Consider the following 25,020-nt stretch of genomic DNA (forward strand, 5'->3'; position numbering starts at 1 on the left):
TAGGTAGATCAGTTTTCCATTTCGCCGGGTTTGGTGGTCAACAGGCGATAGATTTTGGTATTTGTGGGATGGTCGTTCACAAAGGGGATCAGGTTGTTACCCATTTTCAGAATTCCCTGTCCGGGTTTGGCCAGCTTCAGATAATTCTTCTGTGGGTCTGACAAACCATACAGTTCCACCACACTATCAATGTCCTTGGTCTGGCGCAGCATACACACAAATTCGCTGTTGGCCAACATGGCGTATGCCGTATCGTTGGAAAGGCAGTCCTGCACGTTCTGGGTGATGCCCGTTGCATAGGCGTTGTATTTGCGGAACCGCTTCCAGCTGGTATAGAGGAATTGAGAACTCAGCTTATCCCGCAAAAGCAGGTAAATCTCATCAAAGTACACCCATGTTGCCGCTTTGGGGTCGTTGCGCTCATTGCTCATCACACAGGTGTTGATGTACTCCAACATGGACAGCATGGCCACCGGCTTGAGCTGGTCGCCCAGGCTCTGGATATTGAAGCAGATCAGGCGATTGCTCATATCCACGTTCGTGGGATGTGCAAACATATTCATGCTGCCGGTTGCGAACAATTCCAGCGCCAGCGCAATCTCATGAGCACGTTCATGGGGTTGCTCCTTGAGGTCGTTATAAAGATCGGTCAGTGTGGGGCACGCAATCTTATAGCCGGATTTAATCAACGGCTTGTAGATATGCTTGAGGCTACGGTCAATCAGGCTCTTGTCGCCGGCTTGAATGTTGTCCTTCCCCATGATCTGTTCACACAGGGACAGCACAAACTCTGCCTTAGCAGTATGGGGCTGAATCTTGGTGGAGGGATCATAGGTGAAGTCCAGCGGATTGAAATAGGTGGTGCTGTCCACTGCAATATCCACCACAATGCCCCCAGCTCCCGTACCAGCGGGCCATATTCGTTTTCAGGATCTACGATATAGAATTTGGCCTTCAGGAATCGCAGGAAAAGCTCCAGGATTTCCTGCTTGACGAACAGGCTCTTGCCGCCGCCAGAAGTAGCAATAACCATGGCGTTTCCGTTGATGAGGACGGTGCGCAGGCCGATGATGATGTTGCCGCTGATGGCGTTGACACCATAGTAGATACCGCCCGGAACCAGCACTTCCTGCGTGTTGAAAGGAATCAGGGATGCAACGCCCTTGGTGGTCATGGCCCGGAGATTGGCAATGCGGCGCAAGCCATAGGGCATTGCGGTGTTAAAGGCGTTTTCCTGCTGCCACCGCATCTCGGTAAAGCGGCAGTTATAATTGCCTGCCGCCGTTTTCAGTGCATCGGTTTCCTGACGCAGTTCCTCCAGATCATCGGCAAAATAAGCCACTGTCAGAAGCGTCAAAAACATCTGCTGGTCATTGTCGGTCATATCCCGCTGCCACTGGTTCAGCGTATTTTCCTCTTCCTGCGTGCGCTGCGGAACATTGGCGGTGAAGTCCAGATTATCCACGCTTTTCCGATTGAACCGGACCTTGTCGGCATCCACCTTCATCCGATAATCCGCCAAGGTTTTGTAGGCGTCCTCGGTTTCAATGGGCACAAAATCCATGGTAAGGATGATATAGGGTACCTGCTGCAAAAGAGTGGTGACCAACTTATCGTCAATGCGCTGCGGGAAATAGGACATGGACATACATTTTGCCACCCGGTTGTCAATGTCGATGTGATCACGCTTGAACTCAATAACATCGGGCGCAACGAAGTCCCGAAAATCTTCGCCCAGCTTGGTGCAGCGATCCAGATCAAATTCAAAGCGTGATTCTTCACCCACACGGAAAAAATTGTGGAGAATCCGAAGGCGTTCGGAATTGTCCACGCTCCGTACAGTGCTGCCCAGTTCGGAAAGGATGTTGACCAGATGCCCCTGCACCTGGCGCAGCCGATCCCGTGCATCTTCGACACGGTTTTTCTGTGTGGAAACAATCACATATTTGCTTTGCAGCACATTGCCGACCAGCGAGGCGCAGGCGGCCAGCTGGCGGTTCTTCTCGGCACGCAGATCGTCATGGCCATCGTTTGCACGATGGTACAGTACATCCCGCCGGAACACCAGATCGTCCATACGCTGGCTGACAATACACATCTTGATCGTGCAGTCCGAAGGAACACCGGCATAGAGTTTGCCGTACACCTGCTGGATCTCGTCTTTTTTGCCGTCAGACACCATCGCATAGTTGATGTCTGACACGCTCCACATCTGGCTGTACACATTACCGGAACGCCACATTCCATCGTCGTAAATGCGGTCAACCGGGATGCTTTTCTGCACCGATTTCGGTGTGTTTACCCCACCCCAGGTGTTCCGGGTGGAGGCATACTCATTCAGTTTCAAGGCTTTCGCTTCTCCTTTCTCTTCCAAAACTGTCTTTTCTTCTTTTGAGGATGCAGGACTGCTTCAAACCGATTTTCGGCCACCCATACTCTCGGGCCGGAACGGAGGAACTCGGTTACAAAAGCAGCTTTCAGAAATTGCCAGATGGTCATCTGGTCATATTGAAAAAAGCCCGCCATAGCAAAAGGAGCCGCAGCTACGATACAGATCCAGCTGACTGTTTCCTGACCAAGAACAGGCTGTAGACCAAAGTATACCGTGATGGCAATGGCAACGGAGGCTCCAGACCAGAGAAGCTGCCGCAGGGATAGTCCCATAAAGACATCTTCCTCATAGCGCTGGAAGTCCTTGTTAATATTAACTTGCAAAATCTCACTCCCTGTAATAATAAAATAACGTCCGGATGAGATGGATTCATCCGGACGCTATAAAGTTAAGTGTGTTTGTTATTGTAATTATAATAGAATTGCTAGAAAAATATCGTATTTGAGTTTCAAGTTGAACTCGTTTTAGAAAACAGCTGTATAACAACCATTTCGGATTTTGTGTTCAACTTTTTGTACATAAAAAGTCGAACTTGATTATTGTAGGAATATGTTCTCCAGCAAATATAGAGGGACAATGTTACTTTGAATAATTTTGTCTAAATCCAAATGTTCAATCAGTGCTCTTGCACGTTCACCTTTATGATAATAGACTGTGGTTTTTCCCTCGTTTCTCAATCGAATAAGAAGCTGCTTTAATTTGGCCGATCCCTTTTTTCCTGTAGGAATATCAGCAGGAGTAATATCCTCTAATAACCCTAGATATGAACTAATCCCATGAAGATCTTGTAAAAAAATATCTTCGATATCGGCGTTCGCAGCCAAATCAATAATTTGCTTCGCTCTCCTCGCTGTCAATTTTTGCCGAAAATCTTTCCAATCACCTTTGTAGAACTTGGTTACGTCAGCGTTGTAGTTATCTGTATCATAGCAAAGGAACACAGTCCACGGCACGCCCTTTTTGGTAAGTGCGGCTTTGTTATTAAACCAACTGGCGGAGTTATGAATCTGGGTTATTGTACCGACAGCATTCATACGAATAATGCGTTTTCCAAAAGGCCCCTGAACCACATAATAGTCTTCATATGTATCGTTATCTTTTAATTTTTGAATTGTGCATTCCGGATGCTTTTTTGCAAAATGCAATAATAGTGCTTCATAAAACTGATATTCTGTTGCAGCTTCCATAATAAGGGCAAAACCTTGTTCAAAATCCTTTTCCACTTAAAAACCCTCCAAATAATTTCGCAGAGTTTCTAAGGATGTCTCTCCACCGGACATCAATTCAAATAGATATTCGCCAACAGTTAAGTCGTAGCTACGAGCCGCCGCGAGTAATTTTTTTACTTTTGATGTTGATACACGATAGAATTGAGCAACGCCTCGATGAATAGATGCGCCTGCATACAGTTGCTCCGGCTTTAAATATTGAACAAGGTACGGTGAATGACTTGAAACGATAATTCGGGTACTTTCGAGGGTATCAGTGATGATTTCGAGAAGATTTTTGAGCATTTTCGGGTGGATGCTGGTCTCTAGTTCCTCTACTCCGATACACGAAACATTGTTGCAACTGGCAACGAAAATATTAGTCAACAACCAAAAAATACGTTTGGTACCAGTAGACATAGTTACCAGATTGACGGGTTGGTTGAGATACTCACTTTTAATAGTAACTCGGTACACCTTGTCTTTCAGATGGAAGGGGATTTCTTCATCAATCGGTTGATCTGGAGTATTTTCATCACCATCCTTTTTGGCATAAAAATGTGTTACTTGGTTTCTCGTAGCAGTTAATTCGTGTGCATGGATAGTGATTTCAGAGAACTCCGGAAAAAGAGAGTGAATGGCATCCTCGAATTGCCAATATCTTTCAGGAAACATTTCTTTTAATTGAAACAGCGCTCTTGGAATGTCTTCATCGTCAAAACGAATATGACTATCATCCTCGTCAGCAATTCGAAATGGAGTAAATTGAAATTGTTCTTTTACGTCCAATGTATCACAAACACGGTATTCAAAGGAACGAATAGCCTGAATTGCTTCCTTATACTCCAAATCTTCAATAGAGGGCAAGACATCAATTGCCAAGACCATATTATCCAAAGAGATATTTCTATATGCGTTGGTAGATTTTCCTTTTCGGTACTGACAAGTGTCTCTTTTTAAGTAGGAAGAATATCGCACACTTTCAGAAGGACGCATTTCCAGTGTTTCATCAATAATTCGTTGCCCGGTTTTATCATCACGATACCAAGAAAAAGAAAAACCATAACGGACAAAACAGTATTCACCCAGTTTTTCGTCCTCGAATTCCATTTGGAATTCGAACGGCGTTTTTGCTAATAGAGGGGTTAATGGAATTGCTTCTGTCCAAGCCATCATATTGATGCGTTGTTTTGGGCTTGCACTAATAAAGCCAGTAGCAAAACGTAGTGCTTCCAATAAATTGCTTTTTCCATAATTGTTGGGCGAGATTACAGCTACTGTATTATGATCAAAACTGATCTTGGTTAGGCTTAAATTTTTAAACCCTCCAACAGCAAGCGATTTCAATATCATAACGGCCACCTCCTACAATTAGCATAAACAAGTCAAGTTGCTCTGTCAAGAGAATTTGATGCAAAAAACAGGCCGTTTTAGATCAAAAATTGGAATGAAAGTGGGAAAAAACAGCAAAACGTTCCTTTATTACAGCCCCATCATCTCGTGAATGATACGGTCGGAACCCTTGATGAGACCTACCAGAACCAACATATTGAATACAGTCTCTGCAAGATAGCTCCACACCATTGTGGTGGCTTCGCCGGTAGCCACCACAGGGGTACCCACAAAGCCCGCATAAATGATGCAGGCCAGCACAATGACCGCACCTTCCATGCAGACTCCTACATAGGTTTTCAGAAATGCCACACCCACCGATTGGGTACTGTCTCCGGCAAAGGTTGCCAATGGAATCGGTGCCAGGGCCGTGTACATATACAGGCGGAAAAAGCGCCCGTACACAGTGAGAATCATAATGAAGGAAAGCACCGTGATAAACAGGCTGCCTAAGATGGTAACCAACCAAAGCGGAATACTGGCCAGAAAGCCTACATTTTCAATAGCCGTCTGTACCTCACCGGGCAGTGAAACCATTGCCTGAGAAATACCACCCATACTGGTAGCCATCTCGCTGACAATGCCGTTGCACACTTCAAAGACCTTAAGCATGATCTCCATTCCGTATCCCACCGCTGTTTTGGCTGCCACGAATCGGATCAAGTAGTGCAGAGCCGCTTCGGGCCTCTTCAATTCGTGGAAGTTTGCGGTGTTTTTGAACAGACTCATGGCGAAAAACAGAATAACCAGAGCATAGCCGATGGCCAGCATTGCTCCGTGGATGGTCTGCATGATGCCCCAGACAGCACCACCTTTGAAGGTAGCTGGGCTGGTGGTAACAAGGCCCCACAGTTCACTCAGCTTCTCGTTCCATGTAGTAAAGGCATTGTTCAGATTTTCGACGATCCAGTTCTGGTCCAAGGATAATCACCTCCTTTGGAGCTACATGGATCAGGCTAGAATCAGGTCGAGAATATCCTTGGCAAAGTAGATCACGATGCCGCCGAAGAAGGTCATAAACCCCTGTGCCCGCTGTCCGGCGTCGTGGCTCTTGAGGGCAAGACCGATCTGAACCAGGCCAAAGCCCAGCAAAATAGCGCCGATGGCCTTGATGGCGCTGAACACAAAGTCGCTGAGATTGTTGATGGTGGTCAAAGGGTCGCTGGCGGCAAAGGCCGGAGTAGCTACCAGAACACACAGTGCTGCCGAGACCGCCCAGGTCAGGTAAGTACGTTTGATCTTGTTCGCACGGGTGCGGGCCAGACGAGTTTCATTTTCATTATGCTGCATTTTCGATTTCCTCCAAATCAATGAGTTCATATTTGTCGAGAGTTTCTGCCGGTATCTTATCCGGCTCAATGGTTGCCAGTTCCTTCTGGGATATGGACACTGCCATCTGCATGAAGTCATAGGGCATCACATAGGGAGCTGCACCACCATCGGTGGTCATTTTAATATTGGGGTGCTTCAATAGATCGTACTTTCTGTCCACTACCGGGTCCTCAGATCGAAGCAGCAGCAAGGCATCGTCGTTGCTCATGCGGCGAATCTCATCCGGGGTAGCCAAATCACGAGCGGCTTTCTGCTGGGATTCGCTGGATGAGCCGTGGTTGCCTCGACCGATACTGTGTGAAACGGTCCGTTCGGTTTCTTTACCCAGAATTTTGGATAGATACTCAAAGGTTCCGTATTCGTTACCGCCGAGATACAGCAGCGAGTCACAGTTACCCACAATGCCTTCCCAATCGTCCTTGAACAGGCTCTTAAGCTGCGCGATGCTCTGCAGAATAATATCGCAGCTGATATTGCGGCTGCGGCATACCGAAAGAATCTTTTTGAAATCCTTTGGTAGTGCCACATTGGCAAATTCGTCCATCATCAGGCGAACATGAACCGGCAAAGCGCCCTTATATTCGGGATTAGAATCAGCCAACCGGAACAGCTGATCAAAAATCTGAGTATAGAGCATAGTAATGAGGAAGTTATACGTTTCGTCATTATCCGGGATAACACAGAAAATCACCCGCTTTTGCAGGCCCAGTTCCGGCAGGAAGGTTTCATCTCGTCCAGTCATATACGCAAACTGTTCGGAATTGAACATATGCAGATTGGATGCTGCAGTAACCAGAACAGACTGTAGTGTCTTGGTGCTGCCTAGCAGAAAACTTTTATACTGCAAAACGGCAGGATGGTCCGGCTCTCTATCTTCCAAGTCATTGAAAAGCATGGCGAGCGGTGCGGGATAACTTTCATCCTCCGACACCTGTCCATTTAAGATCATATACATGACCGTTGATAAATTTTGCTCCTCAGCAGGCGCTTCATATAGCAGATAGAGGATGATGGCTGAGATCAACATGATGCTGGAATTGTCCCAGAATTGATCCGCACTCCCCACAGCATCTTTGGGTTTGGTATTGTGAACGATGGCATGAGCCAGCTTCATGGCATCTTCGTCTGTTTCGAGATACACCAACGGGTTATAGTGTCCCTTGAAGTGCACCAGATCGATCACGGTGACGGCAATGCCTTGCGCCTCAAACATTCCGCCGAGGTCCCGCAGGATTTCGCCCTTTGGGTCCAGCACAATATAGGAGCAGATACTCTGCATCAGATTGGGCTTTACATAGAACCGGGTTTTGCCTGCACCAGACCCACCAATGACCATGACATTCAGATTGTGACGATGCTTATGGGAATCCATCCCCATTCTCACATTTTGGGTGAACAGGTAATTGCTGCGTGGGTGGCGTCGATCCCGATACTTTCGGTTCAGGCTTTTTGCATTGCCCCAACGCGCCGTACCATATTCGCCTCCGGGCCGGAGATCCGCCTGTTCCGTGACATAGTAGATTACACACATCGGGTACAGGATACTGACGATAAGTACCAGTTTCGGTGCATTTTCTGTCCATCGCACTGAAAATGGCGCATTTGCAAGAGCGCTAAGGATTTCCAGCATTTGAGCTAGATTTCCTGCTTCGCTTCTTGCCTGTGCCAGTGCAACGGCCAGCCACAACAGCGGAACAAAGAAAACAACCCACAGAAGGTAATCTGTGGGTTTTCTGCTTCGGGGATTCATAACACATCACCCGCGTTCAGGCTGGCAACGGGTATCCCGGGCATGGTACTGCAATTTGGGCAAGCTATGCTCGATTTGGTCGCCCATCGTCCGGGCAAAATCACGGGCGTTGTCAAAATGTTCCCGAACATTCTTTTGAGAGAGAATGTGTCTGCACTGTTCCATCCGCGTATCGCTGGCAGCAGGCGCAGGAATGCCAAGGCGACCGCAGACCTCCAGTGCCACCGCATCAGACAGAAAGCGCGCTTCTGCCGCATGGGTGTCCGGCGCATCCAGAGCCAAGCAGGATTGTACCAGTAGGGCAGGCAGTTCCTGCAGCAGCTGGAGGTCGGTAGCTTCCCGGCTTACCACGATCCTTTTCTCATGGGGAACATACTCGGCAACACCGGTTACCGGTTCTCCAATCTCCACCGGGACACGGGCCAATTCTACAAGGCTCTGCACTGCCATGTGCTGTAGTTTGGGGGCGTCCTGAAGGGTCCGCTGTGGGCAGGGCGTATTGCCGTTCGTCTGAGAAACATCGAACACTGTTTCGGGGGTCAGATAGTACCCTTTTCCGTTGCCCTTACGGGACAGAACAGTGATTCCTTTTGCCCCCTTATTCACATACCGACCATTTTGATTCCAAGTTCGCATGGGGTAAACCGCTCTGGCCAGTGGAATTTGATGAAGAACTAGTGCGGCATTGCCGGAGGACAACCGAGAACCCAACCGGCCACGACCATACAGGTAAACAGAAAGAGCCTTCCCGCTTTCGCAGAAACTCTCCATCGCAGCAAGTTGTTTCTGACCCAGGGCTTCTCGCTCGGCCTGCTTTTTGGCCTTCCATTCTTCCAAAGGAATACGCTCGTTCATAATTCATCTCTCCTTATCTTGGTCTTTTTGCGCCTTTTCCAAAGCTGCCCTCTTACCAATTTCAATTGCCTGTGCTCGAAAATTCCGAATGGCGAGCCGTACAGAGGGTTTATCCATCGAAGTAACCCTCTGATTGGTTTTTTCTGCACCAACCCGCTGAATCGGAGAGGCGCTTTCGGACCGATAGCGGGTTGATGCGTTTTTTCTTTCAAATTTCTTTTCCTTGGGAATTGCATATCCCATGCGCTCAAAGACACGGTTCAGTTTGGAAACATCTTCCGAGCGAACCAGAATATCCACCAGTTCGCCTTCACCGTTCTTTTCCTTGATTGCAGTAAAAAGAATCCCATACTGCTTTGCCTGCTGGTTGAACTCTCGCAGATCGGATATTTTCAGGGGAAAAACCTGCAGTTCTTTTCCATCCTTCAGAAGGCGATCCAGATTGGTTTTCCCCCGCAGTTTGGGATTTTCTTTGGCCAGTGCGATAGCGATAGCTGCCAGATTCTTGGCTCCCAGCGCACTGAGCTTTACAGAACTCTCGACAATTTCGATGCCGTCACGGACCATCTGGTCTGCGGCATCACCGCCGGTACTCATGATGTTCTCTCTCCCTTCTATGTTTCTGTTGCTTCTGCTGTTCGGCTTCCTGTTCTGCGCAGCGAATGGTTTCCACCTGCTGGCGCAGGTGTTCCGCGTCCTGCTCGATGGTATCACAGTAACGCAGTTCTTTTCGCAGCCCACGCAGTTCTTCCGTCAGGGCTTGGATCTGCTGACCGAGATCTGCTTTGTTCAATCCGTTGGCGGTATTGGAGCGCAGCTTGTACAGCGCCTGCCTTCTGGCGGCCAACCCGTCCATCTTTGCGGTGACCTCATGCCGTTTTTGGTGGAGATCATCCGTGGTCTGGATACCGTGTTGCCAAAGGAACTGTGCCTGCTGCTTATACCGCTCAAAGGTCCGAAAATCCTCCCATAGCAGAAAATGAGTTTTGCGGGAAGATATACGATGTTTTTGTACCTTGCCAAACAAATAAAGATAGTGATAATACAGGGCCATAAACCCTGTAATCTTTTTATGGTCCTGTTTTCGATAGGAGCCACGAAAGCGTACCTTCTTATACACCAAGGGCACGGCCTGTTCCCGTTGTCCCATCCGACTGGTTGTATCGCTTTTCGGTTGCTCCAGCCTTTCCCGCAGCTCCTGTTCGCTGTATCCCAGCCCCAGTGACTTGAAGCGGATCGCACGGGGAGAACCCTTGGGACGTAATTTCGCATACTTGATGTTTCGCCCGTAGGCAACTTCATATCCCATCTGGTTCAGGGTGAGCACAAAGGTAGACCAGTTGACGGCACGCTCCATAGCACGATCCACATCCCATAGAACTCGCCACGCATGGGGAAATCACAGGTGAAGGTGGTATGGCCGTTTTCATCCGTGGGGGCCGAAGTAGCGATGAGATCACCGGCCCGGAACAAGAGGTCACCGGTTGCGCTGTAGATGTCATCCACCGTAATGAGGTTATAGACGGCACCGGCAACCAGAGCGCCCGTTTTGCTGTCCCGTTTATAAATGTCCAGCTGGGGCTTCACTCGTTCATTGTGGAACTTCAGGACTTGGGCTTCGATCTGCGCATCGCTCGTATCCTTCACGTTGACGATTTCATAGTTCTCGGTTTCCGATGCGGAACCATCGCCGGGATTGCTGGTAATGGTCTTTGCCAGAACCACATCGTTAGTCTGCTTATCCCACTCAAAGGTCACATCATAACTCTGCTTAGTACCAACAAATCCATAAGGAGCACCGGTTTCTTCGATATGGTAACTGCCAAGCGGGAGGGTGACGATTACTTCGCCCACCGTGCCATCATGGATGACCGAAAGGAAATCATAGGTGGAATTGGTACGCCCAGGGGCAAAGGCAGCAATATCGCTGGTGCCATCGCCGGTGCGGACAACTGCTACCACATCACCTTTGGCGTACCAAAGAGTTCTGTTCCCGTTGGCATCCGTCTGGCGGTCCTGGGTGTAGATGTTTTCCGCTGCGGTAATGGTGTACTCGGCATACGGGATGGGCCGTTCCTCATACACAAAGTGGCCGGGGCGGGCTTCGCCGGAAAATTCCGGGTCAAAGGTTCCGCCCTCATCCTCCTGCCAGCCGGTCAGGACTTCGCCGGTCTTGCGGATTTTCAGAACACCCAGTGTTTCGTTATTCTGGTAGTCCTCATCGATCACCAGAATGTCTTGGCTGTCCTCGCTGTCATCCCCGTTGGCCTTATACACACGGTCGGTAGTAACAGAGAAGTCCACATAGAAACTGCCGTCCTCAAAATTGCCGGTATCGTCAATCTGCAGGTGGCCGTCCTCATACACTGCGGAGGCTGCCCACTCATTGTAGAAACCATTGGGGCCGTTTACCTCTACCAGACGGTAGTGGCCCAGCGGCAGTTTTTCGGGCAACACCAGCATACCGGTGTCATCGGTGTAGAAGGTATCTACATCCTTGGGCAGCAGCGGGTTGGTAGTATCGGTCATGGTGACCAGCTTGGCGTTGCCGTTCTCATCGTAGATGTGGTTGCCCTGCTCATCCATCCAATAAATCTGGAACGCGGTATCCTTGAGCAGAACTGCCTTGCCGCTCTCCTCGTCGATCTTGGTGACCCGCAGATAGACTTCGATTTCCTCATCCAGCACCGTATACTTCTGGTAGCTGTCGGACGGGATCTGCACGGCATCCTTGGGATTGGCCATGGCGGACTGGGGATTGGATTCGTCCGTGGGGTCAATGGTCACGATAAAGGGTTCTGCCTGGAACACATCCTTGGGCGTGGTAGTTTCTACAACGAGGTACTGCCCATAGGGCAGGCCCTGCACCCGGATGGTTCCGGTATCATTGGAGAAAATCTCTGCCAACTGATATTCGTTGGGGCGGCCCGTCGCAACCCAGCCGTCACCGCTGCCGTTCTTGAAGTCACCGGCGGCAGTGAGAGTGTCATTGTACTCAGCAATCTGGTCAGCGTCGACCTCATAGGTTTTGGCAATGGCCTGAGCCTCACCGCTGAAATCGTACTTGGGATGGCTTTCATCATATTCCGGGTTGATATAGGCATCCAGAATAGATTTGATCAGGTATTTGCCGCTGCGGCTCTGGGCAAACTGGTCCTCCTTGGACAGGTCGGAAATCAAGTAGAAGGTAAAACCGGCCCCCTCCAGGTCGATACCATCCGAACTGCCGGTGCTGGAAACGTGCTTGGAAAGTTCTACGTTGCCTTTCATCACTTGATCCTGAGATTCTGCCAGCTCATTATCCCGGTGCAAGTGGTAATTGGCACTGTAGGTCGTTTTGTCGAGATCCTCACCTTTGGCCTGCCGATCATCCTCAAAGGCAATCTTTTCGATGTACCAGCCTTCGTCGGCGTAGCTCGGCGTAATGTAGTAGTTGTGCTCGTCACAGAGATAGCCCGTGGCATAGCTCTCATAATAACCATCATAGGTCTTGGTACCGTCCAGTGCCTTGCTCTGGCCGATGTACGACCACTGGTGTTTATACACATAGTCTGTGTACTGACCTGCAATGTTGGTGGCCAGCTGGGAAGTAGTCCCGGTCGGCTCCTTGGTTTTGGAATCCACATCGGGGTAGGTACCCGACAGTTTGTAAGCGCCGTCCTCTACAGGGATAACGACACCGGTACCACGCTCCACAATGTAGTATTTGCCCAGATACAAGTTGCTGAAGGTCAGCCAGCCGTCCTCGATCACCGCACTGGCTACAAGATGGTCTTTGGCCAACACCGGCAGGTAGTCATCCACCCACTGGCCGGAGTTGTCCCGGATGGTGGTATGCCAAATAGGGGTGCCGTCTGCATAGGTGATCTTGCTGTAGTCCACTGTGCCAGTGACACCGTCCGGGTGCTGAATATCTTCTGCGGCATACAGGTCATACACTGCACCATCCAGTCGGGCATCGGCATGGGCCTGACCGCTGGCCATGGCATCGCCATCGGTATCACGGCCTCCGACATAACGCACGGCATCCAGATCTACTTTACTGAGGGAAATTTCTCCCAGTACCCTGTCATTCTGCATGACACCAGAAATCGGGGTCATGGTGTAAGAATCCTCATTGGCTGCAGTCTTAGAGTTGTCGGTATTGTAGGCACGGCCCGCATCCTGGTACTGGTCATAGATGGTGACGGTGGCTTCCACCCCTTCCGCCGTGAGCAGCTTGGTGCCTCCGGTATACTCCATAGCCACATCTGCGTTGTAGTGGCTGTTGTCCAGGGTAATCACACTGCCATCATTGTCTTTCGTAATTTCAATGTAATAGGCCCGCTTCCCCAGGGGGGTACCAGCGGTGCCGGGATGCTCTACATCGGTCCAGTCGCCGTAGTAACCGGAAGGCGCACGAGTTTCTACAATGATAAACTTGCCCTCGTTCCGCTGGGTATAATACATCTTCCGGCTGGTGTCGAACTCGGTGCCGTAGTTGGTACCATTGGCTACGGAGTAGTTGCCGTTCTCATTTCGGACCACCGTGTACTGGTTATACCCGCCGAAGGGGATATACTGCTCCGTCACCACATCCCACTCAAAGACCTGGAACTCTGTTTCCGCTGCGATCTGCTGCCCGGTCTCACTGTCTACCTTTTCCAGAGTGACCTGCAGGCTCCACTCGTCGTTCTTCATCACATAATGATTGTTGCTGTCAGCAGGCACTGTGATGGTTTGATGACTGCCCAATGCTCCAGAAAATTCCTCAAACCCATAGGGTACATCAATCTCGTCATACTGGAAAACAATGGAGGCCAGTTCGGCACGGGCGGCTGCAATAGCTGCATCTACCATGCCTTGTGCTTCGTTCTGCAGCTGGGAAATGGCAGCGTTTTTGGCTGCTTCTGCCGCCGCATCCGCTTCGGCCTGGCTGCTGTAGGGGCCTTCCTGACCGCTGAGCGTTGTGGTGCTGGTCTTGCTGACCTCATAATGCACTGTCCAGCTGACCGTGCCGTCGCCGCCGTTGTTCTGGTAGTTGTCATCGTTGGTATGGCCGGTGGTGGTAATGGTCTGCGCACCGGCAGGGCTCATCTGCCAGCTGCCGCCGTCGATGCTGCCGCTGGTTTTGGAGGGCGTAATGGTAATGGTTGCCCCGTCAATCTTTTCTGCGGTTTCCAGCTGCTGCTTATCGGTATTGACTGTAAAAGTCAGGTCAAAACTACCGCTGGCGCTCTGAGCCGGAGCGGTCCAGTTGGCGGAGTAATACTCGGCATCGGGGATGTCGGGAATATCGGTACCGCCTTCCTCATCGGTAATTTCAGGACCGATCAAAGCAATAATCTGCCATGCATATCCGGCAGGAGGGCTATAAATGTAGGTGTAATAGCCCTTGCCAGAGGCAAACGTACTAACTCCATTATCTGCCCCCAAAAGCTGTGCAGCCGCAGACAGATAGGCTTTGGCCGCAGCACTGTCAGGATAATTCTTGATGATCCACAACTGGGTATCATCGTAATACTGATATGCTGCTTTCAGCATATCGTTTTCGGTGGCAGAATAGGTGGCTACGGTATCGGCAGCAAAATCGCTGCTCCCGTAATCGGTGGGATCATGTTTTTCAGTCAGTAGTCCCAGCGAAAGCTGGCCAAGTCCGCCCCAAATATTAATCTGATTCAGATAGTGTGCGCCGGGGGTGTATTGTCCTGGCTCCAGCTTGGAAACATAGCTGAAAGAGTATGTGGGGCAACCGTTGGGCTGGCCACTGAGGCCGTGACTGCAACAGTACGCTTCGACGCCATTGAACCAGACCAGCCAGGTGCCACCTTCGTAGGTAATCGACGTGATTTTACCGGTGGTCCACGGCGGCGTAGGCGTTGCGGCATAGGTGGTGATACCATTGGACTGAATACTTGCTTTGTTCGCCGTGTTTTCGCCCAATTTTACCTGTAAAGTTTTGTGCAGCTTGCTGCCGTCCGGCGCAGTATAAGAAAACTCTGCAACGAAATCATCTTCGGCTTTCACATAAAGGCCGGTGGCAGCCGCAGAGGTTTCCACATAGGTGCCCGAAAGGATCTGGCTGGTTTCGTCGGCATCTGCTTCCGTGCCGTCATAATCGAGCACGGTCACATTATCCGGCAGAATCACTTGAGAAGTGCTGTTGTTGGCGGGGTATTCCACCTCTACCATGATCGGCACCACGGCATAGGATTCACCTTCCTGACGAGGTACCACAATGGTCATGGCATCGGAGTTGAGCGCCTGAGCATCCAGCCTGCCCTGATTGTCCGCCGAGAGCAGTTCGTTCCCCCAATACCCGATACCAATTTTGGTATCGCCGGTGGCGATGGGCAAGCCATAGCTGCCCATGTAGCTGCCGGTCGGGGCATCGGGCAGCTCACCATACAATACGGTGGCAATTTCCTCCTCGTCCGGAGGGTTCCCGCCGCCCTCTTCAGGAGCAGTGGGATTTTCCATCGTAAGCTGCATGGTGACGAACAAAGCGGCCAGTGCGCTGTAAGCAGTCTGAACGGCTTCCTGCGCCCTGTCCTCATCGGTAAGTGCAATGTACAGATCTTCGGCTGCATAAACCGGTGCCGCAGCTTCATCCGATGCCGCCGTTGCAGTTTCCAGCGCAGCCGTCAGATCAGGATTGTCTTTTTCAGCCTGCCATGCTTGGCTGGCCAAGGCCCAGGTGTTCACGGCGCTCAGAATGCTGTCCCGGTCCAAAGCATTGACAGAATCCACGAATTTCTGAGCAGCTTCGCTGAGCGATGTGTCACCTTCGGATGTTTCATCCTCAACTACGTTGCTCTCAGGGTCCGACGTTTCCGGGGTTGCTTCGTTTTCGTGAGAGGGCAAATCGTTTTCTGCAGCGGATGCCGTTACGGCAGCGTCATCCTCTGCGAAGGCAGGCAAAGGCGGCAGCCAGGACAGGCTCATCAGAGCCGCCAAAAGGAATGCTGCCAGCCGCTGCCTTACGGTATGTCGTTTCATATAAAAACCTCCTGCAATAAAAAAAGCGCCTGCGTAAGCAGACGCCTTAGAACCTATGGTGATTATCGGATTTGTTCAAGCAAATTAATTCAAAATTTAATTGTAATTTGCTATTAGTTGCGTTATACTAAAAACAGAAAGGGGGCCTTGCGTATGGCTATTGATATTCGACCTGCTTCGGCGCTTCGCACGGAATACAACGAATTGGCTGCTCGATCCCGTACCACCGGTCAACCCATCTATATCACCCGCAACGGCGAAGGCGATACTGTCCTGATGGACTTGAACGCCTTTACTCGGCGGGAAGAAGAACTGGACCGACGGGAAGCCGTTCTGGAACATCGCGCAATGGTACTGGAGGCGGAGATGGGCCGTTTGGCCGGTAAGCCGACCTATACACCCGATCAAGTACGCGCCAAAATCCAGCAGCATTTAGGCGAGAGGCAGAGGCAGAAAAATGGCTGAGTTTTCCGTTATTTATACTGAAGAAGCCTTACAGGATATGTTGAACATATCCGATTACCACTTTGAGAAAGTGGGTGAGGATTCTGCGCTCCGTGCCGTCGCTGAATTACAGGACCACATCGAAAAGCTATCCCTGTTTCCGCGCATGGGAGAGGAACACCCCGACACCTACTTGAATGCCCTGGGATTCCGAAAGTTGGTTCATGACAACCACATTGTGATTTACCGGATTGACCAATCCCAGGTTGTCATCGAGCGTATTGTCTGGGCGTCCAGCAATTACCCTGAGCTTTTTCGGTAAAGCGAACCGATAAAAAGCCGATCAGAATGAGAAAGCACCTGCTGAATGTCGCTGAAATGCGGCACAAGGCAGGTGCTTTTCTTCTCGATATTCTTTCAGCTGAAGGTGACCACCCAATAGGTATACCGGCCCTGGTCTGTATCACAGAACCAACAGCCAACCCCCATACTGGTAAAGCTGGCGTTCATAATGTTGGCATAGTGGGTGGGACTATTCTGCCAGGCTGTGCAGACAGCAGAAGCAGATTCCAGCGGACCGCTGGCGCAGATCTCACTGGTGGTGGTCATGCCGCTGTGGTCAAAGGGACCACCGGCCACAAAGCTCTCACACCGCGCATCTGCCGCAGCACTCAGGCTGCTGTCCATGGACAGATCGGGCAGGCCACCGGCTTCCCGCATAGCATTGATGTTGTCCTGTACGGCCCAGTAGGCGGCGTCGCTGCTGTCAATGCCCCACCACTCCTGAGTTCCTGCCGCCAAATCAAAAGGTAATGCGCCGTAGCTCATCTCCGCTGTAGAGGTTGCCGCTTCTTCGACAACGATTTCCGAATTGGCTGCTTCAACCTGGTCGGCTTCGGGCAATTCGGTGGGAGCAGGGGAAGGCGTTGCCGATGCCGTCATCTCTTTCTTTTCCCCCGCGTCGGTTGTCGTGGTGTCAACCACGGAAGATTCAGGCATCGTGGGAGCCTCCGATGCCGCGGTGTCGGGGGTGGCCGCGACTGCCGACTCAGGCGTTGCTGTCACCGTAGGTTCGGTACGGGTAGTGGTACACCCTGTCAGCATGATCAGGGACAGCATAGACATAGAGCTCATCTGGTGCGCAAAGGGACGATTATCGCTGTTGTGAAGCATATAGAGGTCATCCAGTGTGGTGTCCTTGGCCAGCATTCCGGAATAGACATGGCGATAGTCGGTGGCCTTCATCTTGTCTTTCGCATACCCATAGTCAGCAAAGCGATAGTCAGCTGCACTGTACCGGCTCACCTGATAAATCTCATAGGTATCGGCACGCTCCCCCTCATGGGAAGTCTGCGGCATATAGATAGTACCGTTTGCCCTGCTTATCTCCGCAAACTGGCAGATATGAAACAGCTGATTTGCGCCGAGGTAAAAGTGGTATCCATCCGAACAGGCAAAGCAAGGGGTGGTTTTGGTGGTACCATCCATATAGCGCATTTTCAGAGATTCACCATCCTGCAAGGCAAACAGGTCCTTGTACTCCGGGGTAATAAAGCGAATGGTGCGACGCTGCGCAACGGGAAGAAGTTCCCGCAGCTCGATCCATGTTTTCTGTATTTCTGCATTACGCCAGGCATGAAGGCGCAGGCAATCGCTCAGCAGGGTGTCTTTCCCATTCAGGTTCTGCACAAAATCCAGTGTTCCGGGCCTGGGCAGCGTGTTCTGTACACCCAGGGCTTTCACCTTATCACCGGAGAGCGTCTGGTAGGCAGTTACCGCCTCCTGCAGCGTGTCAAAACGCTGAATGTCCAAAGGTCCCAGTTTGCTCAGATCCTCGCACACATAGAAGTGGTCAATAAAGGACTCCATCACCGCGCCTCCTCGTGCTGCTGTTTTGCTTTTTCCTTATGGTAGGTCGGACGCCCCTGGTCGTCATAGTTCCGGGGATCGGCTGCCGGACAGTGCCAACCGAACAGGGACCCGGCCTTCATGGCGGCGGCCTGGGCCTTGGAAACGCCAGCTTTTTTATTCAGCGCGTCCACGATCTCCGTGGGGGTCATAGCAACGAAGCCTTCGGGCTCCCACTTGTGGTATCCGCTTTCGCCGTAGCAGACGGCCACAACCTCATGGCTGGAATCCAGTTCCGCCCAGGCCACGCGGGGCAGCTGCTTTTGCTGGCGCAGCACCTCCATGAGCATGGTCTTGTTGTATCCGTAGCAATAAAAATTGTATTCTCCCTTGTTGGGATTGCACCGCAGGTAGAACAGGTGTTCCTGGGTTTCGATTCGGAACGCCATGGTATTGCGGCCCTCGCCAGGGATGATGGCCGTGCGGAACCGCATGGACCGGGCCAGCATGGTCTTACGGTCTTTCAGTAGGCCATTCCGCCGCAGCCCAGTCATCACATCCTCCAGTTCCCTCTTGAACGTCGGTGTTACCAGCTGCTGGTTGTGCGGCCACCAGGAATGATAGAACGCGGTGCCGGTATCGCCAAAATCGCCCCGCAGATGCCCGATGCAGGCTTCGTCTACTGCGGACTTCTCATGGGAAAAGCAAAAGCCCTGCTCCTCGGGGGTAGCAGGGCTCAGCTCGAACTTGGTCTTGTAAATTGTGTATTGCTGCTTTTCAGCCATGTTTTTCCTCCTTCTTGATATTACCGTTCACAGTTAGGCGCTTTATGCTCTTGCCGCTCCTTCTGCACTACGTCACGGATAAGATTCGCACTCACCTCGGCCCAGTGCGGTACACACTGTTGTGAAATAATGCCCAGCACGTCGTAGCCACGGATGTAGAACTTCTCACCATCGCTTAAACTCTGGCAGAGGATTCTTTGAGCCCTTCTGCCAGGTGCGCAGCCGAAGCCGCTGATGGCCAGAACCAGTTGATCTTCTTTTGTGCGGTATTCCGGTGACAGATAAGCGGGGTTAAGAATCAGAATCTGATTCTCATAGTTCTGCTTGCTGCTATCTTCACGGCAAGCCTCGGGCCCAAAAGGTATACCGTCAGAGCCTCTTTCCGAGTGGATGTCGCGCAACACTTCAACCTCATCCTGAATACGAAGGGCAAATTCGTTTACAATTTCGAGGTAGTCGTTGGATACAACCGCCTCCCTATATTCATATCCGAAAGCGGTCGCCTGACGTTCAGCCAACAGATACTTTTCCGCGGCATTTTCATCAATACCTATCACAAAGTGGTGCCTTCCAAAAGTGAAGGATTGTTCGATCCGGTAATCACCTGCGTATTCTTTTTCTTCCATCTATATCACCTCTCCAAAAATGTGGGTTTTCGGCCAACCCGCTCATCGCGGGGTTTGACCCGTGGCTGCTGGGGGATCATCCTCAGACCGGTTTCTTCATCCACCAGTTTCTCCGGGTAGAGATAGCGCCGGTAATAGCGGTCCGCCTGTTTGCGGGACAGCTCCCGCAGTTTTTCCCCGTCCCAGCCACAGATCAGGGCGCGGCCATTGATGTAGGTGGACTCATCAATGGTGCGGTTGAAGGGCAAAGAATCCTGTTCCTCGCTGCTGACCAGTGCGATCACCTCGTTGCCAAAGGGCAGCGCTACATTTTTCTCTCCCTGAATGATTTTTTTGACGGCTTCTTCTGCGCTGTCAAAGAACGCAATATAAGGGCAGTAGCCCGGTTCCAACACAAGCACTCTCATATTGATCCCTCACCGCTCCATATCACGATTCTTCTTTCGGTACTGGGCTTCCAGTATTCGCAGAATCTGGTTGACGATTTGCTCCTGCGTGAAGCCCTTGGGGAAATACTTGCTGACACGTTCCATCGAAATGGAGATTTGCGCCTCGCGGGGCTTTACGCTGGGCGGCTGGGCGGTCATTATCTTTTCCAGCCTGTCCGGCGTGAGGTTGCCTTCCCGGCTGGCCACTTTCAGTTTTTGCGCCTGGGACAGGGACGGGGAGCAATCCTGGCCGTCAATAAACTGGAAAAAATCCTCCTGTTCCTCGGGTGTCAGGTAACTGATCTCCACAGCCGGGTTGAACTTCAGCTTGTTTTCGTCCACCAGTTCCATCAGTTCCGGGATGAGGTTATTCAGGCGGATATATCGCTGGACTGTTCGAGCACTTTCCGTCGTATTTTCTGCGAGAGCTTCATCAGATCGAGTAAAAGCCAACTTCGTGCCAACTTGGCACGAAGTTAAATCAGTTCGTTGCCCTTGCCGTTTGATGGCCTCCAGTTTCATCTTGTAGGCTTTTGCCTTCTCAGAGGGCAAAACGTGTTCTCGCTGGACGTTAGAATCCACCATCAGGATAGTGGCGGTATCATCGTCCATTTCTCTGACCAATACCGGCATTTCCTGCAGGCCCGCCAGCTCACACGCCCGTTTGCGCCGGTGACCCGCCACCAATTCATAGCTTCCATCAGGGCGAGTTCTGGCAATGGCGGGCATCAGAACCCCGTGGACTCGGATACTGTCAACCAGCTTTTCCATTTCCTCATCATCCCGGACTTCAAAGGGATGATCGGGGAAAGGGTTTAACTCGCCAAGCGGCAGCATCTGTACCTTTTCCAGTTTGGCCTCATCCCGATCCTCCTGAGTGGTGAACAGGTCAGCGAAGGAAGGGTTGATCTCGTACCTGCGGCGCTCGCTCATGGTCCACCACCTCCTTTGCCAGTGCCAGATATGCCTGGCTCGCTTTGCCGTTGGGGTCGTATTGCAGGGCGCTGTGCCCGCTGGCCGTGCTTTCGGCTGCACGGGTGCAGACCGGTATCTCGCTCTTGTAGATACACAGCTTTTGCCCGTAGGTGCGGCGCAGGGCAGCGCACACATCCTTGGACAGATTGGTGCGGTTGTCCACCATGGTCATAACAATGCCATTGATGGACAGCTTGGGATTGATGCGCCGGCGCACCATCTGGATGTTTTTGACCAGGGCAATTAGGCCCTTGAGGGGGAAATGCTGGGCCTGCACCGGGATCAGCACACTGTCCGAGGCGGCCAGCGCCCCGATGGTCAGCATCCCCAGGCTGGGCATACAGTCGATCAGGCAGTAGTCGTAGCGCTTTTGCAGCGGCTCCAGCACATTGCGGAGAACCGCCTCGCGGCCCACCACGTTGGTCAGACGAACATCCATGCCCGCCAGTTCGATGTCGGAGGGGATGTAGTCCACCCCTTCCTCCTGGTGCAGGATGCCGGTGGAATAGGAAATCGGCTGGTCGGCGATGGCCTCTTCCATCATGGTGCCGATGGTGGTTTCCAGGTGATCGGCGTTCTGACAACCCAGATAGGCGGTCAGGTCTCCCTGTGGGTCCGCATCTACCAGCAAGACGCGGTGTCCTTGCCGGGCCAGTGCAACGCCCAAATTGACGGCGGTGGTGGTTTTCCCTACACCACCCTTCTGGTTGGCGATAGCGATTGTTTTCATGGTTACCTCCTGTATTCTATCGGCTTCTGCCGATGGATTGTAAATTGGCGTGGCAGGCAAGCAGATAGTCGTTGTAATCCTTGCCGCGACGGGGTGGGACCGACTTCACCGTATATCCCTGGGCCTCATATCGCTCCTGTAACCGCAGGGCGAAATCTCGTCCGCGCTCATCGTTGTCCAGGCGCAGCCGCAGTTTTTTGATTTTCGGGTGGTCTTTGAGGTACTGATCCAGTGCAACATAGTTCAGCCCGCCAAGCGAAATATGGTGTACGCTCCGCCAATCGTGACCGTAAAGCAACTGCAACGTCGCACCGGAGAGCGCGTCAATGGGGGCCTCGTAGACCTCCACGATGTCCGCAGTTTCATTGCCTGCTGGAATACAAAAGCCGTACTGCTTTTCACTGCCTGCGCACTCGCCGCGAAACGTTCCCTGGCACCCGCGCACGCAGGCAGAGCGCGGCTGACCTTCGGTGTCTCTGCCAACAAACACGCAGTTCTTGTAGCCGCCGCGGGTGGTCTGGTAAAGAATTCCCTGGTCAATGCAGTATTTCAGGATTTTGCTGTCTATCCCTCTGCGTTTGAGATATTGCAGGGCCGTTTCAGCGTTCTTATCGGGCACCGGCAGCGTAAACGGCCTGCGTTCATGCTGCGGGGGCGGTCCGCTCTGGCTTTGCTGAAAAGGAACAGGCGTCAGGTGTTCCAGTTCGCACAGGTGCCGCACAGCGCTGACGAAATCCATCCCCTTTACCTGGATGAGATAGTTCAGCGCCCCTCTTCCGCCTACGCCATGGGAAAACCAGTGCCACAACCCGTTGTCGCTGATGCACAAGCTGCTGTGCGTGGTGGTTTTGTAGTCGTGCGGGCCGGTGCGGATCAGTTCCTGCGGTTCGTATTGCTTCATGTAGCTTATCAGATCTACACTTTTTGCCAATCTGATTTGCTCTTCGGTTACTCTCTGGCGCATGATGATTCCTCCTTTTCAGCCAGTAGTGTTTCAGCCAGTAGGGGGGTGTGGGGGGAATACGGCTGCGGAACATTTCCCCAAATAGGCACACTTCCCCCCTTTGTGCTTTTAGAATAAAAAAGCAGCCGTCATGTTGACAGCTGCTAAAAGACCTATATAATATGTATTTAGATTGGTTGGTGTTGCAAGATATAAGCCACCTACTAACTCTGGTAGCCAAAACGTGAGTAAATTGGTTTAACCGGTCGATTTTCGTAGCCAATTTTTATTTTGGCTACGGATTGGCTACAAGGAACTCAATAGGGCAGAAAAAGACACCAAATGATTCGTCAAATTATTGCAATTAAATCGGTTTTTTCTGTTCGTATATTGTAAATATTGCACGAAAATTACGATATTTCGATGAGTTTTTGTAACTCATAACCGCTTGGTCCCGGGTTCAAGTCCTGGATGGCCCACCATAAAAAATGTACCCCCATTTTTCGGTGGTACTTTTTTATTCAAAAGGCCATCCAGGACTTGAAAGCCCGGCGATGGAAAAGCCAGCGCGAAAAACAGTCCTGCGGACTGTTTTTCAGGGCGTGGGCCAGGTCAGAGGATGGCCCACCATAAAAATGTGTCCCAATTTTTCGGTGGTACTTTTTTTATTCAAAAGGCCGTCCAGGACTTGAAAGCCCGGCACCAAGTGCTATGATAATAGGTGCGATTGCGGCTCGGCTGGTTCGTTTTTCTTTTCAGCCGAAACAATGAATGAAATGAGGTAAGAATCATGAAACGCAAAACATATCTGGCAGTCTGCCTCGGCCTGGCTCTGGCTCTCTCTCTTTCCGCCTGCGGCAATTCCGCCCGTCACTATGAGGAAGACATGGAGGAGCAGGATACCGAAACCATGGACGAAGAATCCACCGACGATCCGTATTACGATCCGGATGAACAAGCCTACGAAACCGGCTGGTGCGGCCACGACTTTGATTTGTACGTCCAGGAATGCATGGATGCTTCCATCAATGATGATATCCAGTGGTACCAGTGTCTCCAGACCGGAGAAATGGGCAGCGACAGCCGGCTCGCCTTGTATGAAGCGCTGGTAGACAGGACCACCAGCGATGCGGCACAGGCAGACAAAGATGACGGCTGCGAGAATCCTTATATTGACGGCTTTATTGAGTTTGCAGCCGAATGGGAGCGGGCGTTAAAACTTGCGGATGCCGGGGAAAAATATGAGTCCCGCAACATCATTTTTGATCTGTATGACCGTGAATGGTAATCCTTTTTCTGCCTGCACAGATCATGGTTGAATTGCGGCAGATACAAAAAAGCCGGTGGGAGGCTTGACCTCCCACCGGCTTTTGTTGTAATCATGCATTGGCATCTCGCAACAGTTCCGGACGCTTTTCCTTCAGCAGTGCCAGAGAGGCTGCCACTGCGGCTTCGGTATCGCTGCTTTCCAGCAGAGTTTCCAGCTTCTGGGTCTGGGTCATCTGCTTCTGATGCTTTTCCTCCTCACAGCGTCGGGCAAAATCTTCTGCCAGCTGCTCCACATCCTGGCGGTTGTGAGGCAGTTTTCGGGTCTGCAGAAACTCCTCATAGGCGTCACAGTACAGCGTCACTTCATCTGTGAATCCGATCTGCGCACCATGATCCAGCCACAGGATCTTATTGCACAGTTCCCGCACCTGGCTGATAGAGTGGGAAACCAGAATCCCCGTCACGCCGCTGGCCAGAATCTCCTTCATCTTGTTGCCGCTCTTTTTGCGGAAGGCACCGTCGCCGACGCTCAAAACCTCATCCAAAATCAGGATATCCGGGCTGACCAGACAGGCAATGGAGAAAGCCAGGCGGCTTTTCATGCCGCTGGACAGTTGCTTGAAGGGCCGCTCCTGAAAATCTTTCAGCTCGGCAAAGGCAATGATCTCGTCGTATTTTTCATCCATGAATTTGCGGGTATACCCCAGCATAGCACCGCGCAGATAGGTATTTTCCCGCACGGTCAGCTCGCCGTCAAAGCCGCTGGCCAGTTCCAGCAGCGCCGCCACCGAGCCGTTGATCTCCATGTTTCCCTTGGTGGGGACCATAATGCCGGACACCGCCTTGAGTAAGGTGGATTTACCGGCGCCGTTGGTGCCGATAATGCCCAGCATATCGCCCCGTTCCAGTGCAAAGGTGACATTTTTATCCGCCCAGAACTCCTTGACCTGATACTTGCCCTGAAGGCGCCGTACCACATATTCTTTCAGGCCGATATCCTTGAAATCTCCGGTAATATACCGGATGGAAACGCCGTTTGCCTTTATAATTGCCATACTGCGCCTC

The 25,020-nt window shown here is 51.4% G+C and carries 20 protein-coding genes and 2 pseudogenes; 3 read left to right on the forward strand and 19 right to left on the reverse strand.

Annotated features, from left to right (window positions below):
- Positions 1–8: 8 nt before the first annotated feature.
- From INF35_RS14140 to INF35_RS11490, 11 genes and pseudogenes are all read right to left on the reverse strand, one after another.
- Positions 9–2,242: pseudogene (locus INF35_RS14140) on the reverse strand (VirB4-like conjugal transfer ATPase, CD1110 family).
- A gap of 101 nt (positions 2,243–2,343) precedes the next feature.
- Positions 2,344–2,715: a PrgI family protein gene (locus INF35_RS11445; protein WP_193502554.1), complete on the reverse strand. Its 372-nt coding sequence runs from the start codon at positions 2,713–2,715 to the stop codon at positions 2,344–2,346.
- A gap of 213 nt (positions 2,716–2,928) precedes the next feature.
- Complete coding sequence (locus INF35_RS11450; protein WP_193502557.1) at positions 2,929–3,615, reverse strand: hypothetical protein; 687 nt, start codon at positions 3,613–3,615, stop codon at positions 2,929–2,931.
- Positions 3,616–4,953 carry an AAA family ATPase gene (locus tag INF35_RS11455; RefSeq protein ID WP_193502558.1) on the reverse strand — a complete coding sequence of 446 codons (1,338 nt, stop codon included), beginning with the start codon at positions 4,951–4,953 and terminating at the stop codon, positions 3,616–3,618. It abuts the gene before it with no gap.
- A gap of 129 nt (positions 4,954–5,082) precedes the next feature.
- Positions 5,083–5,913, reverse strand: coding sequence for a hypothetical protein (locus INF35_RS11460; RefSeq protein ID WP_193502560.1), 831 nt, complete (start codon positions 5,911–5,913; stop codon positions 5,083–5,085).
- A gap of 30 nt (positions 5,914–5,943) precedes the next feature.
- The gene (locus INF35_RS11465; RefSeq protein ID WP_235983209.1) at positions 5,944–6,282 is read right to left on the reverse strand and encodes a TrbC/VirB2 family protein; all 339 of its coding nucleotides are present in this window, start codon (positions 6,280–6,282) and stop codon (positions 5,944–5,946) included.
- Positions 6,272–8,074: a VirD4-like conjugal transfer protein, CD1115 family gene (locus INF35_RS11470; RefSeq protein ID WP_193502564.1), complete on the reverse strand. Its 1,803-nt coding sequence runs from the start codon at positions 8,072–8,074 to the stop codon at positions 6,272–6,274. The genes INF35_RS11465 and INF35_RS11470 overlap by 11 nt, the downstream gene beginning before the upstream one ends.
- Positions 8,075–8,080: 6 nt before the next feature.
- On the reverse strand, positions 8,081–8,929 hold the full coding sequence (locus INF35_RS11475) for a hypothetical protein (RefSeq protein WP_193502566.1): 849 nt from the start codon (positions 8,927–8,929) through the stop codon (positions 8,081–8,083).
- Positions 8,930–8,932: 3 nt separating this feature from the next.
- Positions 8,933–9,526 carry a PcfB family protein gene (locus INF35_RS11480; protein ID WP_193502567.1) on the reverse strand — a complete coding sequence of 198 codons (594 nt, stop codon included), beginning with the start codon at positions 9,524–9,526 and terminating at the stop codon, positions 8,933–8,935.
- Entirely contained in the window at positions 9,510–10,286 is a 777-nt protein-coding gene (locus INF35_RS11485) for a hypothetical protein (protein ID WP_193502568.1), read from the reverse strand. The genes INF35_RS11480 and INF35_RS11485 overlap by 17 nt, the downstream gene beginning before the upstream one ends.
- Positions 10,244–15,907 (reverse strand): prealbumin-like fold domain-containing protein, encoded by a 5,664-nt coding sequence (locus tag INF35_RS11490; protein ID WP_193502569.1) that lies wholly within the window; start codon positions 15,905–15,907, stop codon positions 10,244–10,246. The genes INF35_RS11485 and INF35_RS11490 overlap by 43 nt, the downstream gene beginning before the upstream one ends.
- Before the next feature lie 153 nt (positions 15,908–16,060).
- On the opposite strand from INF35_RS11490, the gene INF35_RS11495 reads away from it, so the two are divergent.
- Together INF35_RS11495 and INF35_RS11500 are read left to right on the forward strand one after the other, a co-directional pair.
- Complete coding sequence (locus INF35_RS11495) at positions 16,061–16,372, forward strand: type II toxin-antitoxin system prevent-host-death family antitoxin (protein WP_193502570.1); 312 nt, start codon at positions 16,061–16,063, stop codon at positions 16,370–16,372.
- Positions 16,365–16,673 (forward strand): type II toxin-antitoxin system RelE/ParE family toxin, encoded by a 309-nt coding sequence (locus INF35_RS11500; RefSeq protein ID WP_007048448.1) that lies wholly within the window; start codon positions 16,365–16,367, stop codon positions 16,671–16,673. Before INF35_RS11495 ends, INF35_RS11500 begins: the two co-directional genes overlap by 8 nt.
- A 95-nt stretch (positions 16,674–16,768) precedes the next feature.
- On the opposite strand, the gene INF35_RS11505 is transcribed toward INF35_RS11500, so the two are convergent.
- The 7 genes from INF35_RS11505 to INF35_RS11535 are packed head-to-tail and all read right to left on the reverse strand — an operon-like array spanning position 16,769 to position 22,707.
- Positions 16,769–18,220 (reverse strand): CAP domain-containing protein, encoded by a 1,452-nt coding sequence (locus INF35_RS11505; protein WP_193502571.1) that lies wholly within the window; start codon positions 18,218–18,220, stop codon positions 16,769–16,771.
- Positions 18,220–18,984: a hypothetical protein gene (locus tag INF35_RS11510; protein ID WP_193502572.1), complete on the reverse strand. Its 765-nt coding sequence runs from the start codon at positions 18,982–18,984 to the stop codon at positions 18,220–18,222. The genes INF35_RS11505 and INF35_RS11510 overlap by 1 nt, the downstream gene beginning before the upstream one ends.
- A gap of 20 nt (positions 18,985–19,004) precedes the next feature.
- Positions 19,005–19,610: a hypothetical protein gene (locus INF35_RS11515; protein WP_193502574.1), complete on the reverse strand. Its 606-nt coding sequence runs from the start codon at positions 19,608–19,610 to the stop codon at positions 19,005–19,007.
- Positions 19,611–19,615: 5 nt separating this feature from the next.
- Positions 19,616–20,017 (reverse strand): DUF3846 domain-containing protein, encoded by a 402-nt coding sequence (locus INF35_RS11520; RefSeq protein ID WP_193502576.1) that lies wholly within the window; start codon positions 20,015–20,017, stop codon positions 19,616–19,618.
- Positions 20,018–20,026: 9 nt separating this feature from the next.
- Positions 20,027–20,971, reverse strand: coding sequence for a ParB/RepB/Spo0J family partition protein (locus INF35_RS11525; RefSeq protein WP_193502578.1), 945 nt, complete (start codon positions 20,969–20,971; stop codon positions 20,027–20,029).
- Complete coding sequence (locus tag INF35_RS11530; protein ID WP_193502580.1) at positions 20,928–21,743, reverse strand: ParA family protein; 816 nt, start codon at positions 21,741–21,743, stop codon at positions 20,928–20,930. The genes INF35_RS11525 and INF35_RS11530 overlap by 44 nt, the downstream gene beginning before the upstream one ends.
- Before the next feature lie 16 nt (positions 21,744–21,759).
- Complete coding sequence (locus INF35_RS11535; RefSeq protein ID WP_193502582.1) at positions 21,760–22,707, reverse strand: DUF3991 and toprim domain-containing protein; 948 nt, start codon at positions 22,705–22,707, stop codon at positions 21,760–21,762.
- A gap of 769 nt (positions 22,708–23,476) precedes the next feature.
- Here INF35_RS11535 and INF35_RS11540 point away from each other — a divergent pair.
- On the forward strand, positions 23,477–23,974 hold the full coding sequence (locus tag INF35_RS11540; protein WP_193502584.1) for a hypothetical protein: 498 nt from the start codon (positions 23,477–23,479) through the stop codon (positions 23,972–23,974).
- A 301-nt stretch (positions 23,975–24,275) separates the two neighbouring features.
- Here INF35_RS11540 and INF35_RS11545 read toward each other — a convergent pair.
- Positions 24,276–25,010: pseudogene (locus tag INF35_RS11545) on the reverse strand (ABC transporter ATP-binding protein); the annotation flags it as partial.
- Between the last annotated feature and the right edge of the window lie 10 nt (positions 25,011–25,020).

This window comes from Gemmiger gallinarum, from assembly GCF_014982805.1.
GTDB lineage: Bacteria > Bacillota > Clostridia > Oscillospirales > Ruminococcaceae > Gemmiger > Gemmiger gallinarum.